Consider the following 17,460-nt stretch of genomic DNA (forward strand, 5'->3'; position numbering starts at 1 on the left):
GTTGACCGGCGTCAGATGAAAAACAAAAATGGTGTCCGGCCAAGCGAACTTGTTCGCAAAGCCGGACACCATTAAAATGTGCCCTCGGAGGGATTCGAACCCCCGACCTACGGTACCGGAAACCGACGCTCTATCCCCTGAGCTACGAAGGCGTGGCAACCGTGGCTGCCAAAGGGAACGAGAAAGAGCTTAGCAGGTGCAGGGCGCTGGATGTAAAACCGGGGCCACGGCGGTGCTCAACACGTGGCATACATCATCCATAAGCCCGCCGCGAAACAGTGCCTGGTCCTTCAATCGCGGAGTAACGTTGGGGCAATGGTGAACACATGGTAGGAAAGTTGCGGCCCTCCGTCTGGATTTTCGCAGCGGCCATTATTCTGACGGCGTCGACACTCAGATCCGCCGTAACAGTGGTCCCGCCACTGATTTCCAGTATCAATGACGACCTCCCGCTCAGTGCCACCTCCATCGGCATCCTGGGCATGCTTCCCACGGCGGCGTTCGGACTATTCGGCTTCCTGACACCCTATGTGATCCGCTGGGCCTCGTTGGAGAAGCTCATCATTTTGTCCATTCTGGTGGGAATCGTGGGCCAGATTGCCCGGGTCTTGGCGCCCAACACCCCACTCTTTTTGGTCTTTTCGGTGATTGCCTTCGGCGGTCTGGGTGCCGGCAACGTGCTCCTGCCGCCGCTGGTCAAGAAGTATTTCCCCACCAAGGTGGGCCTGATGACGGCCCTCTACGTGACAGCACTATCGCTCGGCACAGCCATTCCGGCCCAGCTCGCCGTCCCCATCGCCGACGCCGCCAACTGGCAGGTGTCCCTTGCTGCGTGGGCCGGGATCAGCACCCTTGCCTTGATACCGTGGCTGGTTGCCATGTTTTCCCCGCGCACGACGGCGAACCCGGCTTCCCCGGCAACCTCGCCCGCTGCTGTGCCAGCCCAGGTGGATTTGGTGATTCATTCGGCCTCCGGGGAAACCTTCCCGGCCAAGGCTCCGAAAATGAACCTGTGGCGTTCACCCACCGCGTGGGGACTGACCCTCATGTTCGGCTGCACCTCGCTGAACACCTATGCGATGTTCGCCTGGTTGCCGGCCGTCCTGACGGAGGCCGGACTGGATAGGGGACAGGCTGGCTCCATGCTGGCCCTTTTTGCGGCCTTGGGTTTGCCGTTGAGCCTTGCCATCCCCCTTATCGCGGCCAAGATGCGCAATCCGTTCCCGGCCGTGCTGGTCATGCTGGGCTGCTTCATTGTCGGGTACCTGGGACTGCTGCTGTCACCGGCGTCGGGCACCTGGATTTGGGTCTCACTGGCCGGCCTGGGCCCCGGAACGTTCCCGCTGTCACTGCTGCTGATCAACCACCGCACGCGGACCCAGCTCGGGGCCGGCGCGCTCTCCGGGTTCAGCCAAGGGATGGGGTACACCTTCGCCTGCACGGGGCCGCTGTTCTTTGGGCTGTTGCACCAGTGGACTGGCTCGTGGACGGCACCGTTCATCTTCCTGTTCGCCACCTTGGTGCTCCTGGGCGCCGGCGCGTGGATCATTTGCCGCCCCAAGATGCTCGAGGACGACTTTGCCCCTGCGGTGCCCTAAGCGGTTCCGCAAGGCATATTCCGGGTGGAACGGCTGCGGATTGGGGGAGGGAACGGCTAGAACCGTACACTTGGATGTGTGACTCCTGAAGAACTTTCTGCCGCCATTACCACCTCCCTCAATGAAGCCGTCAGCGCAGGTGAACTTTCTGTTCCCGCCGAGGCCCTGCCCACGGAAGTCAAGGTGGACCGGCCCAAGAGCCGCGAGCACGGCGACTGGGCCACCAACATAGCGCTTCAGCTGGCCAAGCCGGCTGGCGTTGCACCGCGCAAGATCGCCGAGATCCTGCAAACGCGCCTGAGTGAAATTCCCGGCGTTTCCAAGGTTGACATTGCCGGCCCCGGCTTTCTGAACATCACCGTTGACGCGGCCGCAGCGGGCGAGCTGGCCAAGGCGATCGTTGAAAACGGTGAAGCCTTCGGTACCAACACCGCCATGGCTGGCACCAAGATCAACCTGGAATTCGTCTCCGCCAACCCCACTGGCCCCATCCACTTGGGGGGCACCCGCTGGGCAGCCGTTGGTGATTCCCTGGCCCGCATCTTCCAGTCACAGGGCGCAGACGTCACCCGTGAGTACTACTTCAACGATCACGGCAACCAGATCGATAAGTTTGCCCGTTCACTTCTTGCCAGCGCCAAGGGCGAGCCCGCACCGGAAGACGGCTACGGCGGAGCGTACATCGAGGACATCGCCAAGGAAGTCATGGCGAACAACCCCGCCATCCTTGAGTCAGAGGACCCGCAGGAAGAGTTCCGCGCCCAGGGCGTGGAGCTCATGTTCGCCGCCATTCGCGCCTCGCTGCACGAGTTCGGCGTGGACTTTGACGTCTACTTCCACGAGAACTCCCTCTTTGAGGACGGCGCCGTGGAAAAGCTCCTTGACCAGCTCAAGGGCTCAGGCAACATGTACTTGAAGGACGGCGCCTGGTGGCTGAACTCCACCGATTACGGCGACGACAAGGACCGCGTGGTCATCAAGTCCGACGGCAACGCCGCCTACATTGCCGGCGACATTGCGTACTTCAAGAACAAGCGTGACCGTGGTTTTGACCTGTGCATCTACATGCTCGGTGCCGATCACCACGGTTATGTGGCCCGCCTGAAGGCCGCTGCTGCCGCCATGGGTGACGACGCAAACCGTGTTGAGGTCCTGATCGGCCAGATGGTGAACCTGGTTCAGGACGGCAAGCCGGTCCGCATGTCCAAGCGCGCCGGTACCGTTGTCACGATGGAAGACCTCGTTGAGGTTGTCGGAACCGATGCCGCCCGCTACTCATTGGCCCGCTTCTCCAGCGATTCCAACATCGATGTTGACTTGGACGTGCTGACCAAGAAGTCCAACGAGAACCCCGTGTTCTACGTACAGTACGCCCACGCCCGGACCCGTGCGGTAGGCCGCAACGCCGCTGCCGCTGGGGTTGAACGCACCGCTTTCGATGCCGCAGCCTTGAGCCACGCCACCGAATCTGAACTGCTGGCCGTTCTGGGCCAGTACCCAGGCGTGCTCACCCAGGCCGCCGCGTTCCGCGAACCGCACCGCGTGGCCCGTCACCTGGAAGTTATTGCCGGTGCCTACCATCGTTGGTACGACGCCTGCCGCGTGACCCCCATGGGTGAGGAAGCCATTACCGATGTGAACCGCACCCGCCTCTGGCTCAACGACGCCGTGGCCCAGGTCCTGGCCAACGGCCTCTCCCTGCTGGGCGTTTCCGCCCCGGATCGGATGTAAGCATGAATAAAGTACACGCTGCCGGCTCCGAGCTGGCCCCTGAATGGCTGCCCGACGCCGGAGACCTCAACGAGTTGGTGCCCGCCATGTGGGCGCACGACGTCGAACGCGGCCACAGCGGTGAGGTCACCATCGGTGGGATTCCCGTCAGCGAGCTGAAGGCACAGTTCGGCACCCCGCTGTTCGTCATGAGCGAGGACGATTTCCGGGCCCGCGCCAGGACGTTCAAGGACGCCTTTGACGCAGCGTTTGCGGACATCTGCGGCGGCGTTGACGTGTACTACGCTGGCAAGGCATTCTTGTCCATTGAGGTGGCGCGTTGGGTGAATTCCGAGGGTTTGCGCCTTGACACCTGCTCCGGCGGCGAGCTGGCCATTGCCAAGCGCGCCGGCCTGTTGGGTGAAAACCTGGGGCTGCACGGCAATAACAAGTCCAACGCTGAAATCAACCGTGCCTTGGACATGGAACTCGGGCGCATCGTGGTGGACAGTCTCCACGAGCTGCAGCGCGTGGCGGACATTGCCGCCGAACGCAACACGAAGGCCAACGTCATGTTGCGCCTGACTCCCGGCGTGCACGCCCACACCCACGAATCCATTGCCACGGCGCACGAGGACCAGAAGTTCGGTCTGAGCTTTATTGCCGAGGACCCGGAAGCACCCGGCATGAGCGCCGCAGAGGCAGCCTCCAAGCTGGCCGTGGAATCGGAGAGCATTAACTTCCTAGGCTTCCACGCCCACATCGGTTCACAGATCTTTGAGGCCGAAGGCTTTGAAATCGCCGCCCGGAAGCTGCTGGCGTTCACCCACAAGATTCAAGAAAACTATGGCATTACGCTGCCCGAGTTGGACCTGGGCGGCGGCTACGGCATCGCATACACCGCGGTGGACACCCCCGCCCGGCTGCGGAGGTCGCGCAGGCGATGGCCGCCGTCGTTCGCGAAAGCTGTGCGGAATTGAACATGGTTGCGCCGCGGATTTCCATTGAGCCGGGCCGTGCCATTGTTGGCAGCACCACCTTCACGCTGTACGAGACCGGAACGCTGAAAACAGTGCAGGTGGAAGTTGACGGCCAAGAAGATGTGACGGCTCCTCGTCGCTATGTTTCGGTGGATGGCGGGATGAGCGACAACGCCCGTCCGGTGCTCTATGACGCTGATTACTCGGCAATCGTGGCCAATCGGGCCTCCGATGCTGTTCCCGCTTTGTCCCGAGTGGTGGGCAAACATTGCGAGAGTGGGGACATTGTTGTTAGAGATGTATATCTGCCCAATGACGTGGCGGCCGGGGATTTGCTTGCAGTTCCCGGAACGGGCGCATACTGCTGGGCTTTGGCCAGCAACTATAACTACGTTCCCCGGCCGCCCGTCATCGCCGTCACAAACGGCGCCGCACGCTTGATTGTGCGGGGCGAAACAGAAGACGATTTGCTGGCACGCGATTTAGGGGCCTAGAGACCTTTGACAGAGCGCAATACCGTGGACACCGATGTGTCCGCCAACATCAAGACCTTGAAAGTGGCGCTCCTTGGCGCCGGAAATGTGGGCTCGCAAGTTGCCCGCATTTTGCTTGAAGACACCGAGGTCCTCGCGGCCCGCACGGGTGCTCGGCTGGAACTGGTGGGCATTGCGGTGCGCAACGTTGACGCTCCGCGCGAATATGCAGCTCCCCGTGAGCTGTACACCACCGACGCCTCGGCGTTGGTTCGTGGTGCGGACATTGTCATCGAGCTCATGGGCGGCCTTGAGCCTGCCCGCACGCTGATCCTGGAATCCATTGAGCACGGGGCAACCGTGGTCACGGGCAACAAGGCGCTGCTGGCTGTTGACGGCCCCGCGTTGTATGAGAAGGCTGATCAGGCCGGTGTGCAGCTCTCCTACGAGGCAGCCGTGGCCGGGGCCATTCCGATCCTGCGCCCCATCACTGACTCCCTGGCCGGGGACAAGATCACCCGCGTCATGGGCATTGTCAACGGCACCACGAACTTCATCCTGGATGCCATGGACTCCACGGGCGCGGAATTTTCCGACGCCCTGGCCGAGGCTACCCGCCTGGGTTACGCCGAGGCGGATCCAACAGCGGACATTGAAGGTCACGACGCGGCAGCCAAGGGTGCCATCCTGGCGTCGCTGGCTTTCCACACCCGCTACGCGCTTGAAGATGTGTACTGCGAGGGCATCACCGGTGTCACGGCTACGGATATTGCCGCAGCCAAGGATGCCGGCTACGTCATCAAGCTTTTGGCCATTGCCGAAAAGCTCGACGGCGGCGTCAGCGTGCGCGTGCACCCCACACTGCTGCCTCGCGAGCACCCCCTGGGTGCCGTGCGCGGCGCCTTCAACGCCGTGTTTGTTGAAGCAGAGTCCGCCGGAGAGCTCATGTTCTATGGCCGTGGTGCTGGCGGTTCGCCGACGGCATCGGCTGTCATGGGAGACGTTGTTTCAGCGGCACGCCGCCTGGTCTTGGGCGGCCCGGGTCGCACGGATTCCACCATTGAGGTGCTGCCCGTTCTGCCCATCGACGCTGTGTCAACGCGCTACTACATCCATTTGGATGCAGCCGACCAGCCCGGTGTCCTGTCCAAGATTTCAGCGCTTTTTGCCGAGAACGGCGTTTCGATCGAGTCGATGCGCCAGACCGTGCACCGTGAGCATGGCGAGAATGAGGGGCCCGGTTCCGCCGAGCTGCGCATTGTCACCCACCGTGCAGGTGAGGCTGCCTTGGCAGCAACCGTCAAGGCCATCAATGGCCTGGACGTCATAAATTCAGTTACGAGTGTCTTGAGGGTGGAGGGAGTCTAATGGCTCACCAGTGGCGCGGAGTTGTCCGCGAATATGCAGAGCGTTTGCCGGTAACGGCAGAAACCAAGGTCATCACGCTGGGCGAAGGCGGCACACCCCTGGTGTACGCGCAGCACCTGTCGGCGTTGACCGGTTCCAATGTGTACCTGAAGGTCGAGGGGATGAACCCCACCGGCTCCTTCAAGGACCGCGGCATGACCATGGCCATGACAGCCGCTGTTGCAGCTGGTGCCAAGGCCGTCGTGTGCGCTTCAACCGGCAACACCTCGGCGTCGGCTGCTGCCTACGCCAAGGCAGCGGGCCTGACCTGTGCAGTGCTGGTTCCGGAGGGCAAGATCTCCATGGGCAAGCTCAGCCAGGCCGTGGCCCACGGCGCCACCATCTTGCAGGTTGACGGCAACTTTGACAACTGCCTCGATGTAGCCCGCAAGCTGGCCGATTCCTACCCGGTATTCCTGGTGAACTCGGTCAACCCGGCCCGTATTGAAGGCCAGAAGACCGGTGCCTTCGAGGTTGTCGACGCCCTGGGCGACGCACCCGATTACCATGTGCTGCCCGTGGGCAACGCCGGTAACATCAGCGCGTACTGGCGGGGCTACCGCGAATACGCAGCGCCCTACGAGTCCGCAACCGCCGGCACCCTGCCGGCAGTTTCCACGCACACGCCCGTCATGTGGGGTTTCCAGGCAGCCGGCGCGGCGCCTTTCGTTGCAGGGCACCCCATTACGGAACCGGACACGATTGCCACCGCAATTCGCATCGGCAACCCGGCATCTTGGGACATGGCCATTGCCGCACGCGATGAGTCCGGCGGACTCATCGAAGCTGTCACGGATGAGGAAATCCTGGCTGCCCACCGCTGGCTCTCCGCCAAGGAAGGCGTCTTTGTTGAGCCTGGTTCGGCAGCGGGCGTTGCCGGTGTCATCAAGAAGCACGCCGCGGGCCAGGTTCCTTCCGGCAAGACCTTTGTCATCACCGTCACCGGCCACGGCCTGAAGGACCCCGACTGGGCTCTGAAGAACGCCGACGGCAGTGCGGCACAGCCCAAGTCTGTGCCCTTTGACGTGGTTACAGTTGCCGAAGCTCTTGGTCTGACGGACTAGCAGCACATCTTCATGACAGGGTCCACCATGACTTCCCCGCTTTTGAAAACTCCTGCATCAGGGGCAACCGCCACGGTGCGCGTGCCAGGCACAAGCGCCAACCTCGGCCCAGGCTTTGACTCGCTGGGTTTGGCGGTTTCACTGTATGACACCTTGAGCATCACGATTTTGGATGCTCCCGGGTTGGAGTTTGATTTGAGCGGGGAAGGCGTGGCGGATCTTCCTCGCGATGCTACCCACCTGGTCGTGAAGACCATGGACGTTGCCTGGGCCCGCCTCGGCTACAGCCGCGGCGGCTTGCGTGTCACGGCACAAAATGTTTTGCCGCATGGCCGCGGGTTGGGATCCTCGGCCTCGGCGATCGTGGCGGCCATCATGGCAGCCAACGCGCTGGTGGCCGTTGAAGACCAGCAAGACAAGGCCTGGGTTCTCCAGCTCGCATCTGAGCTGGAAGGACACCCGGACAACGTGGCCCCGGCCATTTTTGGTGCGGTTGCCGTCTCCTGGCAGGAAGGCGCCTCTTTCGCCACTGCCAAGGTCACTCCGTCGGACGCGGTTGTCCCCGTAGTGGCCATCCCCAACGTTGAGCTTAAGACTGAGCGCGCCCGCGGCATGCTGCCCGATTCCGTGTCCCATGCCGACGCCGCCGCCAACTCGGGCCGGGCCGCACTGCTCATGCACGCGCTTTCCGCCCAGCCGGAACTGCTGCTGGCCGGCACCCGCGACTACCTGCACCAGGACTACCGTGCCGAGGCCATGCCAACCAGCGCAGCCCTCGTGTCTGCACTGCGGGAGCAAGGCTTTGCGGCCTTCATTTCTGGCGCCGGCCCCACCGTCATGGTCCTTGCCAACGGCGGCGAGCAGGCACAGGAGGTCCTCGCGGTCATCGAGCAACTGGGCAAGAAGGCGACGCAGCAAGGTCAACTCGGCGTGTCTTGGCGGGTTTTGCGGCTCCAGGTGGACCTTGAAGGTGCTAAAGTGGAAGTGCAAACTGGTTCATAAACACTTTCCCTCTTGCTGGCTGAATGTTGCTCGCTAAGGAAATGAACAATGTTTATTTGAGCCTCGATGCCGCTCTTACGGCCCGTACTATCTTGTGCGGTGACCGCTGGACCAACGCATGGCAGCCGCCGAATTGGTCCTAAGATCACTCCCATTTGAGATCTGATTTCAAGAGCGAAACACACCATTTCCTGCACCCGCCTTTTTTGGCAAAAGAAAATGGAACCTCAGAATTCTCCATGTCAAGCCAGTGCGGCAGCACATGGAACTCTGACACTAATCATCGCGGCCCCAAGAATTGGGCCCGCCATCGAGGGGGAAGGATCCTTCGTGACCGACACCGTAACTTCAGCTGCTCCCCAGGCCGCTGATTTGGACAACACTGCTAAGAGCGCACCTGCAAAGTCCGCAGGACTGGCTGGCCTGAAATTGGCTCAGCTGCAGATTCTGGCAGGCCAGCTGGGCATCACCGGCGGCTCGCGCATGCGCAAGGGGGATCTTGTTGACGCAATTTCAGCCCACCAGCGTGGCTCCTCGGTAGCTGACCGCCCGGCTCGCACCGCCAAGACCACCGGTGCCAAGGCATCCGAGGCCGCCGTTGACGCCAAGACGGCCGATACCAAGACCACAGCCAGGCGTGGCACCGCTGCCAAGAAGGATGCTGAGCCGGTCGTTGAAGCCGCCAGCACCGAGGCCGCGAACACCGAATCAAGCTCCGCCAATGAGCGCCCGGCCCGAGGCCGTGGCCGTAGCCGCCGTGCTGCCAGCAGCGATGGCATCATCACCACCGGTTCCGCACCCGTAGCCCAGGAATCGCAGGCAGCCGCACCGGCCGCCGTTGAGCCTGCCGCAGCTGACGCAAGTAGCCAGCAGCCAGGCGAGAACGACGGCGAGAACCGCCGTTCGCGGACCCGCAACAACCGTCGTGCCCAGGGTGGCGGACGCCAGCAGGAATCCGCTCCCGAGGCTGCAGTGTCCACCGAGGCAGCGCCGGTTGAGGCCACCGAAGCGGCCCAGACAGTTCAGGCGACTGAGGGTGAGAACACCGCCGAGGGCGAGAATGCTGAGCGCGGGAACCGCAACCAGCGCAACAACCGCAACCAGCGAAACGCTGGCGAGCGTTCGGGCAACGACCGCAATGACCGTGGTCAGGGCAACGCCAACGCCAATGCCTCCACCGGCGGCAACAATGCCAGCAACAACAACGCCAACAACAACGACGACGAAGACGGCTCTCGCAACAACCGCAACCGCCGCAACCGCCGTGACCGCAATGTCAACGAAACTTCCGATCGCAATGACCGTAACGATCGCAGTGGCAATAACAACAGCCGCAACGATCGCAACGACCGTTTCCGCGACCGCAACGAGCGCCGCCGCGGACGCACCCAGGGTCCGGACTTTGATGACACCGAGGTAACCGAGGACGACGTCCTGCTGCCCGTAGCTGGTATCTTGGACATCCTTGAGAACTACGCATTTGTGCGTACCTCCGGATACCTGCCCGGTTCGAACGACGTTTACGTCTCCCTGTCGCAGGTCAAGAAGTACAACCTGCGCAAGGGCGACGCCGTGGTTGGTGCCATTCGTGCACCGCGCGAAGGCGAAGACCGCAGCAACGCTCAGAGCGCCCGCCAGAAGTTCAACGCACTGGTGCGCGTCACGAGCGTCAATGGCAAGAACCCTGACGAGCTCAAGGACCGTGTTGAGTTCGCCAAGCTGGTTCCGCTGTACCCGTCCGAACGCCTGCGCCTGGAAACCGACCCCAAGAAGGTCGGACCCCGTGTAATTGACCTGGTTGCCCCGATCGGCAAGGGCCAGCGTGGCCTGATCGTGTCCCCTCCCAAGGCCGGCAAGACACTGATTCTGCAGGCAATCGCCAACGCCATCACGATCAACAACCCTGAGGTTCACCTCATGATGGTCCTGGTTGACGAACGCCCTGAAGAAGTCACAGACATGCAGCGCACCGTCAAGGGTGAGGTTATTGCCTCAACCTTCGACCGCCCCGCCGATGATCACACACAGGTTGCCGAACTCTCCATCGAGCGCGCCAAGCGACTCGTGGAAATGGGCATGGATGTTGTTGTCCTGTTGGACTCCATGACCCGTCTGGGCCGTGCCTACAACAACTCGGCTCCGTCCTCGGGCCGTATCCTCTCCGGTGGTGTGGACTCCGCAGCCCTGTACCCGCCCAAGCGTTTCTTCGGTGCAGCCCGCAACATTGAAAACGGCGGCTCGCTGACCATCCTGGCCACGGCACTGGTGGAAACCGGTTCCAAGGCTGACGAGGTCATCTTCGAGGAGTTCAAGGGAACCGGCAACATGGAGCTCCGCCTGTCACGCCAGCTGGCCGACAAGCGCATCTTCCCGGCCGTGGATGTCAACGCTTCGGGTACCCGGCGCGAAGAAAACCTGCTTTCTCCTGAAGAAGTAAAGATCATGTGGCGCCTGCGCCGCGTGCTCTCCGGTCTGGAAATGCAGCAGTCACTTGAACTGCTGACCTCCAAGATCCGTGAAACAGGCTCCAACGTCGAGTTCCTCATGCAGATCCAGAAGACCACCCTGGGTTCCAAGGCCGAACAAGACAAGTAGCTACCCACACGAAACCGCCTCTGTTGTGAAGGGGCCCGCCCGCTTGGCGGACGCCTTCACAACGACGGCGGTTTTGTGCGTTAACTACCCTCGTGTTCCCGCCCTTGTTGAAGTAAATAGACTTGACTTACGTCGAGAGAGGTTTTTGAAATGTTTGAATCCATCCACGGGCTCCTTGATGAGCATGCTGAGCTGCAGATGCGCCTCAGCGAGCCGGAAGTGCATGCCGATCAGTCGCTGGCCCGCAAGCTCGGCCGACGCTATGCGGAGTTGAGCAACGTTGTCGAGGGCTACCACCAGGTTGAGAGTATCGGCGATGACCTCGAAGCTGCCCGCGAAATGGCGGCCGAAGATGCTGAATTCGCTGCCGAGGTTCCCGTTCTGGAGGAGCAGCTTGCTGCCGCACAGGAGAAGCTGCGCCGCCTGTTGATCCCGCGCGATCCTGACGATGCCCGCGATGTCATATTGGAGGTCAAGGCTGGTGAAGGTGGAGATGAGGCCGCCTTGTTCGCCGCCGACCTGGTGCGCATGTACACCCGTTACGCGGACAACCGCGGCTGGAAGACGGAAATCATCTCCGCCACGGAATCCGATCTTGGTGGCTACAAGGATATTTCCATCGCCGTCAAGGGTCGCTCCAACGATCCGGCCGAGGGTGTCTTTGCGCGCCTGAAGTTTGAAGGTGGCGTGCACCGCGTGCAGCGTGTACCGGCGACGGAATCCCAGGGACGCATCCACACCTCTGCCGCTGGTGTTCTGGTGCTGCCGGAAGTTGATGAGCCAGAAGAAGTGGACATCAACCAGAACGATCTCAAGATCGATGTTTACCGCTCCTCGGGCCCCGGTGGCCAGTCGGTTAACACCACTGACTCCGCCGTCCGTATTACCCACCTTCCTACAGGGATCGTGGTGGCCATGCAGAATGAGAAGTCGCAGCTGCAGAACCGCGAAGCCGGTATGCGTGTTTTGCGTGCCCGCATCTTGGCTCACCAGCAGGCCATTGTTGACGCCGAAAACTCGGCTGTGCGTAAGTCTCAGATTCGTACCATGGACCGCTCCGAGCGCATCCGTACGTACAACTACCCGGAAAACCGGATCGCCGATCACCGCACGGGCTACAAGGCCTACAACCTTGACACCGTCATGAACGGTGACCTCGAGCCGGTCGTACAGTCGGCCATCCAAATGGATGAACAGGCACGCTTGGACGCTTTGGGTGACTGAGATTCTGCTGGCTGATGCGGTTAAAAGTGCGACGGCGGCCCTCGCGGCCGCCGGCGTGCCCTCACCGGCGGTGGATGCCCAGCTGCTGGCGGCACACCTCCTTGGCGTGAGCCGTGGAGAATTGGCCGCCATGTTATTTGGCACAAGTGTGGCACCTTTTGGTTATGACGAGCTGATTGCACGCCGCGCTGCACGCGAGCCGCTCCAGCACATCACGGGTGTTGCGTATTTCAGGCACCTGGAACTCGCCGTTGGCAAGGGTGTTTTTGTGCCCAGGCCGGAGACCGAATCGGTGGTGCAGCTGGGCATTGATGTATTAACACGGTTGCGCCAAGAACGTGGCGCCGATGGTGAGCTCATCGCTGTCGACCTTGGAACGGGCTCCGGAGCGATCGCCGCGGCAATGGCCACAGAGGTTCCCGGAAGCAGCGTTTATGCCGTGGAACTCAGTGATGACGCATTTGTGTGGGCACAGCGAAACTTGGGGCCGACAGGGGCCGTCCTGGTTCACGGCGATATGAGGGACGCGTTTGCCGAGCTCAACGGCACGGTTGACGTGGTGGTCTCAAACCCGCCGTACATCCCCTCAGCCGCCATTCCCCGAGACATCGAGGTCAGGCTCCACGATCCCCATATGGCGCTCTATGGTGGGGGAGCGGACGGCATGGAGATGCCAGGGGCCGCCGCGGCAACTGCCGCCCGCCTCCTGCGCCCCGGCGGATTCTTTGTCATGGAGCATGCCGAAGTGCAGGCCGAACAAATGGCTGAACTCCTCAATCACAGTGGAAACTGGGACAGCGTTTGCACCCACGTTGACCTGACGGGACGGGATCGGGCCACGAGCGGCATTAGACGCTAGAAAAGTTTCGCGAAGAATTTCGTAATTGATGGCCGCGTTCAACGCTTTGGGCGCCGTGATGAAAGAATGGATTTGTGAGTACCACTTCTTATAACTGCACCAATGACGCCCAACGTGCCGAGGGCCTTGCCCATGCGCAAAAGGCCATTGCAGCCAAGCAGGTCATCGTCATGCCCACGGATACTGTTTACGGCATTGCCGCAGACGCGTTCTCCCCACAGGCCGTGGCCACATTGCTGGCGGCCAAGGGCCGCGGGCGGAACATGCCGCCACCGGTACTGATCCCGCGGATCGGCACCATGGAAGGGCTCGCCGTCGACATCCCGGACGATGCCCGCAAGCTGGCCGAAAAGTACTGGCCCGGCCCACTCACCTTGATTTTCCACGCCCAGCCAACTTTGACCTGGGACCTTGGAGAGACTCACGGCACCGTGGCCCTGCGTGTCCCGGACGACCAACTTGCCCTGGATCTTTTGACCATCACCGGTCCTTTGGCTGTATCCAGCGCCAACCGGACGGGCCAGGAGGCGGCGCAAACCGCCTCCGAGGCACGCACCCAGCTGGCCGAATCGGTTGAGGTGTACTTGGAAAGTGGTTTCAGGCCGCTCGAGGGCACCGATCCCACGCCCTCCACGATTGTTGACGCAACCGGTCTGCGCCTGCGAGTGGTCCGTGAAGGTGCCATCTCGCTTGAAGAGATCAAGCGCATGATCCCCAGCGTGCTCGGTGCAGACGTCGAACCTGACGTCTGGGAGCCGGCAAATCTGAGCAAGGAACCCCTTTCGGAAGAGAATGCCCAAGGCGCTCCGGTGCTGAACCTGGAGAAGCCGGCCGAGGCGCAGGACGCTGTTCCCGCCGAAAACGCAGATCCCGTTGAAGAAGCGGAAGCTTCCAAAGATGCCGCTGGGTCCTAGTCGATCCAGACCATAATTAGCGATGGCCCCCAACAAAAGTTGGGGGCCATCGCTGTGTGACAAGGCTGGTTTTTAGCCGCCTGCGGGATATTCACCGTCACCCACGTGATCGCCCCATTCGGTTTCGGGGCCATCCTGGCCTGCCTCCAGCGATTCCCACATGGCCAGGTGGGCCATGAAATCGGTGGGGCTGGCGCCGTGCCAGTGCCATACGCCCGGGGGCGTGTAGACGGTATCGCCCTCATGCATTTCAATGATTTCGCCACCGCGCGACTGCACCAGGCCCACCCCGTCGGTGACATGCAGGGTTTGGCCGTTGGCGTGCCGGTGCCAGGCTGTGTGTGCTCCAGGAGCAAAGCGCACGAGATTCACCCGAAGTCGTGACGGGGCAACGCCGGCGGCAATGACGTCGAAGTGAACGTCTCCCGTGAAGAGCTCGGCGGGGCCTTTTGTGGTCGGAGTTTTGGGTACTAGGTGCATGCGAGGCACTCCTGTCGCTGTGGGGTGGTTGGTGGTCAAGTTCTTGCCCTTGACCTTGTCCTCACAGTACGCCTGGCCTGGCCGCCGAGGGAGACCCTGCCAATACACCCCTTATTGGCCCTGGCGTGCTTTCTTCAGAAGGGAAGCAACAGCGGGGACGGGAGCAAGCCCGACGGCGTCGGCCCAGCCGGGTGCCTGCTCCTGGCCAAACCACATCAGCTCCACTCTGCGAAGAGGGCCATGGAACCGTTCACCCAAAAGTCCCGAGGTGAAATATCCGGTGGCGAGAATTGTGCGGCAGAATCCATGAGGTAGAAGGTGAGGTGCGCGGCCACCGGCGGCGTTGAGGACGTCGCTGACCGAAAGTCCTTCCCACGGCTGCAGAACCAAGGCCGGAACATTACCGGCAAAAAGAGCTGTTTCAACTACAAACCAGGCCAGGGCGTCGATGGAGCTGACAGGTGTGGGAGCACTGCCTGGCTTGGCCACGGAAGCAAGCGGGGAGCCGGCAACCTTGATCAGGGAACGGGTTGTGGGCCGGCCCATCCCCTGGACCGAGGTGGCCCGTACCGTCACCACGGATGACGGGGCGCCACCGGAAGCCACAAGTTCAAGGACTTCTTCACCGAGCGCCTTGGACCGTGAATAGGGGGAAAAGGGGGCCCGCTCGGCGCTCTCATCGATGACCCGGCGGTGGCCCTGGACCGAAGCGCTGCTCAGATGCACAAGGCGCCGGACAGCAGCTTCTTGTGCAATCAAGGCTGTCACCGCTGGCAGGAGCGCGTTGGCGCCTGTGAGTGCTTGCGATTCACCGTCACCGGGAGTGGCCATTCCCGCCGCATTGATGACAATGTCAGCGTCAGCACACTCCTGGCGAAGCTCCGCCAGGACTGACGTCGCCATGCCTGAAGTGCCCATGCGTGTGGAGTCCAGGGTGGCACGGGCTTCGGCGGCGAGGGCCTCCGGGGTCGTTGCCGAGCTGCTGAGCCTCGGCGCTGCCATGGTGACCACGCGTGCACCGCGTGAGCGGAGTTCGGCGACAATGGCGCTGCCAACAAAACCCGAGGCCCCCAGCACGAGCCAGCGCAGCTTGGGAGAATCCATGGTCATCTGATGTTCTGGCCTTTCAAGGGAGGCATGGGTTCAAAATCGGTGGCGGCAAGAATCCTCCGGGATTCACGCCAACCGGCAAACAGCCGCCCGCTGCCGCGGAGTGTCTTCTCCACGCCCACCAGACGCAGCAACTCCTTGGCGGCTGTCAGCGCCGTTCCCAAAGCGAAGCCGACGCGATTGAACCGTCCATGGACACGCAGGTACTGGCCCACCAGGCCACGGTTGCGCATGACGTAAAAACGGCTCAGGTCTGAGGAATCGTTGAGGTGTCTGATGCCCAGATCAATGCTGCGTTGGGATCGGGCCTTGTGCAGGACAAATTCATTGACGTACATGACCGGACGCTGCAGGGAAATCTGCCAGCCGTAGATTGTGTCATCCCAATTCAGGAAGAAGCGCGGGTCAGGCAAGCCAACGGAACTGGCCGCATCGGCGTGCAGCAGCATGCCCTCGAAGCAGCCAACATTTGTGGCAAATTCATTGGCGGAAGCAAAGACATTGCCACGCACAGGCAGTGGGAAGCCCAAGAAAGCGCTGAAATTATTCTGCCAAAAGAAGGGATTGCCATCAGCATCAAAACGGCGGCCCACAATGGCGTCGTACTTCTCCATCCACGGCCCGAAGGCGCCGATGGCTCCTGGAACGCAAGTGACGTCGTCGTCCATGAGCCACATCCACTGGGCGCCCGCAGCCAGGGCGCGCTCCACGCCGGCGCTGAAACCTCCGGCGCCACCAGAGTTTTCGGCCAACAGGTGTTCAAGGACGGGAATCGGGGAGGGCAGGGCAGCGAGCTTCGCCCCGGCGGCGGCAATCACTGAAGCCGTGTTGTCCGTGCTTGCGTTGTTGACCACAATGACCCCGTCCGGGGCCGGATTCAGCTCCGCCACGGAATCCAAAAGATTGGCTAAGTAGTCGGCGCGGTTGAAGGTGGTGATGACAACAAAAAATTGTTCGAGCCGGCCCGTGCTCAAAATTTCTGGTCCTTCATGGGACCAAACTTGGCACCGCGCAGCCCTGCTGAATAGGTGCTGGCCCACTTGGCCAGGCCCTTGAGGTCACCCTTTTTCAAGAAGAACAGCGGGTAACCCACGGCATCGGCCACGAAAGAGCGCACCCGACGGTGCTTGCGGGTCAGGAAACCGCGGTTGCGGTAGTAGTAGAAACGCTTGAACGGGGTTTCCGGAACCAGTACGTGGAGGCGGTCGCCCAGAACCTCCTGGACCTCTCCCCAACCCGCCGGATGGCTCAGGGCCACCGAAGTTACGGTACCGAATTTCACCTTGGCCTCACGCAACCGCAACATGAAATCGGTTTCGTCGCCGCGGATGAACAGGCGCAGGTCCGGCAACCCAACTTTGAAGAACACATCGGTGCGAATCAGGGCCCCGTTGAAGAACTGGCCCACGTTGTCAATGAAGCCCAAGGGCTCCACCACGGAGCGATCATGCGTTAGATGGCCATCGATCCGGAACGGGAAGGACAGCTTGGTGGGCTCGCCGGGCGCCACAATCAAGGGAACCACAACATCAAGATTGCGGGCCTTGGCTGCCTCCAGCAACGTGGCTAGGCAGGCAGGGTCTTCCGGGTGGGCGTCGTCGTCCATAATCCAAACCCACTGCGCACCGGAAGCGATGGCGTTGAGGATGGCCAGCGAAAAGCCGCCGGCACCGCCCAAATTGGCCAACGATCGAACGTAAGTGACCTCGGCTGGTGCCTCGGCCGCGATGTTGCGCACCTCTTGGGTGCCGGAATCAACCAGCGCAATGGCATGCGGCGTGTGAGTTTGCTGTGCCAGGGCCCCCAGCAGGGTTCGCACGTCCTCGGGCCGGTCAAAGGTGACGGCAGCGACGGCTACTGTGTCTGTCAAGGGGAGTCCTCTCGGGTGGTGCCCGCGGCGTTGCACGGCATCCGGCACGGCTAAACAGTGAGTAATCATCGGAAGGGATTACTATTCTTGTGTACCTTCCACATTAGTACAGCCACCTCCTAGTGGTTTGATGCGCCGTGGACAACAGCGCCCCGCCGCAGACAACTTGGCAGA

At 61.8% G+C, this 17,460-nt stretch carries 13 protein-coding genes, 1 tRNA gene and 1 pseudogene; 10 read left to right on the forward strand and 5 right to left on the reverse strand.

Annotated features, from left to right (window positions below):
- Nucleotides 1-79: 79 nt before the first annotated feature.
- A tRNA-Arg gene (locus BLV41_RS01465) sits at nt 80-152 on the reverse strand.
- A 174-nt stretch (nt 153-326) separates the two neighbouring features.
- Here BLV41_RS01465 and BLV41_RS01470 point away from each other — a divergent pair.
- From BLV41_RS01470 to BLV41_RS01515, 10 genes and pseudogenes are all read left to right on the forward strand, one after another.
- Complete coding sequence (locus BLV41_RS01470) at nt 327-1,598, forward strand: MFS transporter (protein WP_074709914.1); 1,272 nt, start codon at nt 327-329, stop codon at nt 1,596-1,598.
- Nucleotides 1,599-1,676: 78 nt separating this feature from the next.
- Complete coding sequence (gene argS / locus BLV41_RS01475) at nt 1,677-3,329, forward strand: arginine--tRNA ligase (RefSeq protein ID WP_074709917.1); 1,653 nt, start codon at nt 1,677-1,679, stop codon at nt 3,327-3,329.
- A 2-nt stretch (nt 3,330-3,331) separates the two neighbouring features.
- Nucleotides 3,332-4,782 (forward strand): annotated as a pseudogene (gene lysA / locus BLV41_RS01480) (diaminopimelate decarboxylase).
- A 48-nt stretch (nt 4,783-4,830) separates the two neighbouring features.
- Complete coding sequence (locus BLV41_RS01485; RefSeq protein WP_074713027.1) at nt 4,831-6,129, forward strand: homoserine dehydrogenase; 1,299 nt, start codon at nt 4,831-4,833, stop codon at nt 6,127-6,129.
- A complete protein-coding gene (gene thrC / locus BLV41_RS01490) occupies nt 6,129-7,232 on the forward strand; it encodes a threonine synthase (RefSeq protein ID WP_044571649.1) in 1,104 nt (367 codons plus the stop codon). Before BLV41_RS01485 ends, thrC begins: the two co-directional genes overlap by 1 nt.
- Before the next feature lie 27 nt (nt 7,233-7,259).
- Nucleotides 7,260-8,234, forward strand: coding sequence for a homoserine kinase (thrB, locus tag BLV41_RS01495; protein WP_083360538.1), 975 nt, complete (start codon nt 7,260-7,262; stop codon nt 8,232-8,234).
- 330 nt (nt 8,235-8,564) lie between these two features.
- Complete coding sequence (rho, locus tag BLV41_RS01500) at nt 8,565-10,829, forward strand: transcription termination factor Rho (RefSeq protein WP_074709923.1); 2,265 nt, start codon at nt 8,565-8,567, stop codon at nt 10,827-10,829.
- Nucleotides 10,830-10,979: 150 nt separating this feature from the next.
- Nucleotides 10,980-12,053: a peptide chain release factor 1 gene (prfA, locus tag BLV41_RS01505; protein ID WP_074709926.1), complete on the forward strand. Its 1,074-nt coding sequence runs from the start codon at nt 10,980-10,982 to the stop codon at nt 12,051-12,053.
- Nucleotides 12,019-12,912 carry a peptide chain release factor N(5)-glutamine methyltransferase gene (gene prmC / locus BLV41_RS01510; protein ID WP_074709928.1) on the forward strand — a complete coding sequence of 298 codons (894 nt, stop codon included), beginning with the start codon at nt 12,019-12,021 and terminating at the stop codon, nt 12,910-12,912. The genes prfA and prmC overlap by 35 nt, the downstream gene beginning before the upstream one ends.
- Nucleotides 12,913-12,986: 74 nt before the next feature.
- Nucleotides 12,987-13,826 carry an L-threonylcarbamoyladenylate synthase gene (locus BLV41_RS01515; RefSeq protein WP_074709930.1) on the forward strand — a complete coding sequence of 280 codons (840 nt, stop codon included), beginning with the start codon at nt 12,987-12,989 and terminating at the stop codon, nt 13,824-13,826.
- Nucleotides 13,827-13,898: 72 nt separating this feature from the next.
- Here BLV41_RS01515 and BLV41_RS01520 read toward each other — a convergent pair whose 3' ends face one another.
- From BLV41_RS01520 to BLV41_RS01535, 4 genes are all read right to left on the reverse strand, one after another.
- Complete coding sequence (locus tag BLV41_RS01520; protein ID WP_074709932.1) at nt 13,899-14,306, reverse strand: (R)-mandelonitrile lyase; 408 nt, start codon at nt 14,304-14,306, stop codon at nt 13,899-13,901.
- Nucleotides 14,307-14,417: 111 nt separating this feature from the next.
- Nucleotides 14,418-15,416, reverse strand: coding sequence for an NAD-dependent epimerase/dehydratase family protein (locus tag BLV41_RS01525; RefSeq protein ID WP_074709935.1), 999 nt, complete (start codon nt 15,414-15,416; stop codon nt 14,418-14,420).
- Nucleotides 15,413-16,390, reverse strand: coding sequence for a glycosyltransferase (locus BLV41_RS01530; RefSeq protein WP_170835402.1), 978 nt, complete (start codon nt 16,388-16,390; stop codon nt 15,413-15,415). Before BLV41_RS01530 ends, BLV41_RS01525 begins: the two co-directional genes overlap by 4 nt.
- On the reverse strand, nt 16,387-17,286 hold the full coding sequence (locus tag BLV41_RS01535) for a glycosyltransferase (protein WP_074709937.1): 900 nt from the start codon (nt 17,284-17,286) through the stop codon (nt 16,387-16,389). The genes BLV41_RS01530 and BLV41_RS01535 overlap by 4 nt, the downstream gene beginning before the upstream one ends.
- Nucleotides 17,287-17,460 lie beyond the last annotated feature (174 nt).

Origin of the sequence: Arthrobacter alpinus, assembly GCF_900105965.1 — a bacterium.
In the GTDB taxonomy this organism is placed as follows: Bacteria; Actinomycetota; Actinomycetes; order Actinomycetales; family Micrococcaceae; genus Specibacter; species Specibacter alpinus.